Source organism: bacterium, assembly GCA_018814885.1.
GTDB lineage: Bacteria > Krumholzibacteriota > Krumholzibacteriia > LZORAL124-64-63 > LZORAL124-64-63 > JAHIYU01.
Genome location: JAHIYU010000053.1, coordinates 1 through 4,179, shown reverse-complemented (window position 1 = coordinate 4,179; position 4,179 = coordinate 1). Strand labels below are relative to the sequence as shown.

General features: G+C 69.5%; 3 protein-coding genes. 1 reads left to right on the top strand and 2 read right to left on the bottom strand.

Annotation, left to right across the window (positions count from 1 at the left end; translation table 11 throughout):
• Window positions 1-293: 293 nt before the first annotated feature.
• Window positions 294-1,190 carry a prenyltransferase gene (locus KJ554_02960; protein ID MBU0741298.1) on the bottom strand — a complete coding sequence of 299 codons (897 nt, stop codon included), beginning with the start codon at window positions 1,188-1,190 and terminating at the stop codon, window positions 294-296.
• Window positions 1,187-3,232 carry a chloride channel protein gene (locus KJ554_02955; GenBank protein MBU0741297.1) on the bottom strand — a complete coding sequence of 682 codons (2,046 nt, stop codon included), beginning with the start codon at window positions 3,230-3,232 and terminating at the stop codon, window positions 1,187-1,189. Before KJ554_02955 ends, KJ554_02960 begins: the two co-directional genes overlap by 4 nt.
• A gap of 148 nt (window positions 3,233-3,380) precedes the next feature.
• Between KJ554_02955 and KJ554_02950 the strand changes: the two genes are divergently transcribed.
• A partial coding sequence (locus tag KJ554_02950) for a hypothetical protein (protein MBU0741296.1) occupies window positions 3,381-4,179 on the top strand: 799 nt, incomplete at its 3' end.

Sequence of the window (4,179 nt, the reverse complement as noted above, 5' to 3'; positions counted from 1 at the left end):
GAGGGAAAACCTCATGCACGGTTTGATGAGGGGGTGCTGGAAACGGAGCCACGGTCGTCCCTAAACGGGCACGAAGCTGGAAACGGCGGACACAGCCAAGGGAAGACCTACGGGTCACCGCGCCTGCGCCCTACTCTACAGTCCGCAATCGTGATGGCGCCGCGCCTCGCTTCGCGCTGCGCGGGGCGTTCGGGCGCGGCCCTTCACGATGCGGTGAGCGACCGCATCAGGCCCACGCATTCGGTATGAAGCGGCCCCGATCCGGGTGGATCGGGGCTGCTCGCGTCGGGTGATCAGGAAACGAAGAGCGCGATCGCCAGCAACGCCGGCGTCGCCAGCGTCAGCACCACGTTGCGCCCCAGGAACGGGATCAACGCGGGGATGTCCTCGGCGTGGCGTTCCGCGCCCCGGTAGGTCGGCACGGCGATCACGACCGTGGCCAGCGCGATCAGGGACCACGCGGGCAGCGCGTCGACCCTCCAGCCGGCGGCTATGCTCGCGTAGGTGGCGACGAGGAACAGCCCGTAGACCGTCAACCCCGCTCGCCTGCCGTGGACGATCATCAGGTGGCGGCGGCCCACCGCGGCGTCGGCCTCGATGTCGGGCAGCTGGTTGATCAGCAGCAGGTTGCTGACCAGGAAGAATGGTACGAGCGTGGCCCAGAGCGCCACCGGCGCGTAGTCGCCGGCCAGCACGTAATGCGTGCCGAGGGTCATCAGCCCGAAGCCCGCGCCGGGGGCCAGCAGGCACAGCAGCACGCTGTGGGTGAGCCACTTCGTGTACACGACCACGACCAGCAGTCCCAGCAGCCCCAGGGGCAGGATTCCCCAGCCCCGCACCGCGATGAAGAAGACGCCGACGGCGACCGTCACCGCCAGACCCGACAGCCCGACCGCCAGCCCGTAGCGCGCCTTGTCCGGGTTGGCGGGCAGCACGCCGCTGCCGCCGCTGAAGGACGTGCGCGTGGTGCGCGCGTCCAGGCCGCTGCGGAAGTCGTCGTACTCGTTCAAGGCGTTGACCGCCACGTGCGCCGCCAGGCCGCCGAGCAGCGCCAGGGCCAGGTGCAGGGCCTTCAGCTCCGCGCCCGCGTGGTGGGCCGTGGCCACGCCGAGCAGGACGCATACGATCGCCAGCATCAGGAAAGGCACGCGCATGGGGCCGAGGATGAGCCGGGCTCCGGAATCGCTCATAGCATGTTCTCCAGTCTGCGCAGGCGTTCGGGCGGTCCGAGCGCCAGCACGATGTCGCCGGCGTCGAAGACCAGCTCGGCGTCGGGGATGCGCTCGGCTATGGCGTGGTCGTCGCCTTCGCGCCGTTTGACCAGCAGCAGCGTCACGCCCAGGCGGTTGCGGATGTCGAGCTCGGCGCAGCTGCGGCCGACAAATGCCGCGGGCACGGGTATCTCGGCGATGCTCAGTCCGGACACGCCGGGCAGCTTGGTGAAGCGGCCGGTGTTCTCCACCGAGGTGGCCATGCTCGTGGCCATGTCCCGTTTGAAGACCTCGGCGTTGTAGCGGTTGATCACGTCCTCGGGCCAGATCGTGCCCACCAGCCGGCCCTCCGCCAGGACGGGCACGGCGAAGCGGTAGCGGCCGAGCTGCCGCATCACCTCGTCCAGGCCGTCTTCGGGGCCCACGGCGGGGAACTCGCGCTCGCGCATGATGTCGTAGGCGATCAGCACCGAATCCAGCGTTTCCGGATCCTGCATCAGGGGGCGCAGGTCGTCGATGTTGATCACGCCGAGCAGTCTCCCCGTCCCGTCCACGACGAAGAACGTGTCCGTGGGATTGGTCATGAACACCGACAGTAACGACAGCAGGTGGGTGTCGGGGGATACGGTTGTGCCCGGCTCGCGCATCACGTCCCGGACCTTCAAGTGGTGCAGGACGTTCAGGCTCTTGCCCCGGTACATGTCGATGCCGCGCCGGATGAGCTTCATGGAGTAGATTGACGCGTCGCTCAGCCGCGTGGCGATCAGGGTGGCCAGGACGCAGGTGATCATCAACGGCAGGATGATCTTGTAGTCGCTGGTGAGCTCGAAGATGATCATGAACGCGGTGATCGGCGCGTGGGTGGTGGCCGCCACCACGGCCCCCATGCCCACCAGGGCGTAGGCGCCCGGCGTGGCGGTGAGCGCGGGCCAGAACGTGTGCACGGCGCCGCCCACCGAGCCGCCCAGCATCGAGCCGATGAATAGAGACGGCGCGAACACGCCGCCCGAACCGCCCGAACCGATCGTCGTCGAGACGGCGAAGATCTTCACGCCGGCCAGGATCAGCAGGGTCGACCAGACCAGCTGCTCGCGCAGGGCCATCTCGATGGCCTCGTAGCCGACGCCCATGATCTCAGGATACCTGAGTGCGATGGCGCCGATGACGGCGCCGCCCAGCAGGGCGCGGGCCGGCCCCGGGATGCGGCCCAGCGGTCCGTCCCAGAAGTCCTCCATGCCGTAGAGCACGCGCACGAAGAGCAGCGCCACCAGGCCGGCCACGATGCCCAGGAACGCGTAGGCGAAGAGTTCGTTGGGACTGACCAGCGTGTAGGCCGGGATGACGAAGGCGGGCACGTTTCCCAGGAAGTGGTGGCAGACCACCGTGGCGGCCACCGAGGAGATGACGATGGGCGTGAGCGACGTCAGTGCGAAGTCGCCGAGGATGACTTCCGCGGCGAAGAGCACGCCGGCGATGGGAGCGTTGAAGGTGCCGGCGATCCCCGCCGCCGCGCCGCAGCCCACCAGGGTGCGGATCCGGCGCTCGCCCATGTGCAGCCATTGGCCGATGGCCGAGCCCAGCGACGCGCCGATCTGCACGATGGGACCCTCGCGGCCCACCGAGCCGCCGGTGCCGATGCACACGCCCGAGGCGATCATCTTGGCGATCACCACGCGGGGGCGGATGCGTCCGCCGCGCAGCATCACGGCCTCGATGACCTCGGGCACGCCGTGGCCCTTGGCCTCGCGTGCGAAGAGACGGATGATCAGCCCGACCACCAGGCCGCCCGCGGCGGGCGCCGCCACGATCCACCACCAGGGGTGCGCGCGCACGCCGTCCAGCGTGAAGGCGTCCACCCGCCAGGTCTGGGTCTGCACGAAGGCGATGAATTCGCGGAAGCCCACGGCGCAGAGGCCGCCCAGCAGGCCCACCGCGGCGGCGATCGGCACCATTGCGGAATGGTCGGCGCCGTAGACGCCGGGGCGCAGGCGGAACAGGAAGGCGTTTATTCGGTCACGCATGTCTAGGCGGAGGTCCTTTGCCTCTGTATCAATCGCGGCGAAGCTGGATAACCCGGGTCAAGATTATGTCCTCACTTTGGACGTGTAAAGCTCCGTGAGTGTTGTATCGTGTCAAGCGGTCCGAGTCACGTCGCTGCCGGAGGTTCCGATGCTCTACAGATTCGTCCTCTCGATCTTGCTGCTCGTCGCCGGCGCTTCCGCTTGCCGCGCCGACGCGGGGCCGGACGCGCTCCTCGCGGACCTCGCCATCGGCGTCACGCCCGTCCACCCCCGCGAATTCATCTTCACGGACAAGGGCGCCGCCCATCTCTGCGGCGAGGCGGTCGGCCCAGCCACGCGCAGCTACCACGGCTTCTACGTGGCCATGCACGAGATCCTGGACGGCTGGGCGCTGCGTCTCGAGGACGGCACCGAGCTGTCGGCGGTCACGGCCGACGAGGCCCGGGTACGGCCAGACCGGATGGAACGCGTCTGGCGCCTGCCGTCGGGCGAGACCGTCACCGCCACCGTCACGCTGCTGGACCGCAGCGACGGCTTCCGCATCCTGTACGAGGGCGTGCCGGCCGGCACGTTCGCGTTCCTCCCGCGGGTGGACATGCGCTTCCTGTGGAAGGTGACCCGGCCCGCATACCTGGTGGAGTGGCGCGAGGGCGTACTGCGCGTGGCGCGCGAGGACCGGCCGAGCCGCGGCGAGGGCGAGCGCCATCCGCCCTGGCTGGCCGTCGCCGTGTCCGGCGCGGACGATTTCGCGGCCGACGGCCGCCACCTTTCGTCCACCTACCCCAAGAGCGCGGCGCGCAACGCCATGGAACGCGCCAACCCGTACCTGCCCGGCGAGATCCGCGGGCGCATCCCGCTGCGCGTGCCGTCGGGGCGCGTGGAGGTCGTCGTGGCCACCGGCGACGACAGCGATACGGCGGCGGACGCCGCCGGGCGCCTGCAGGCCG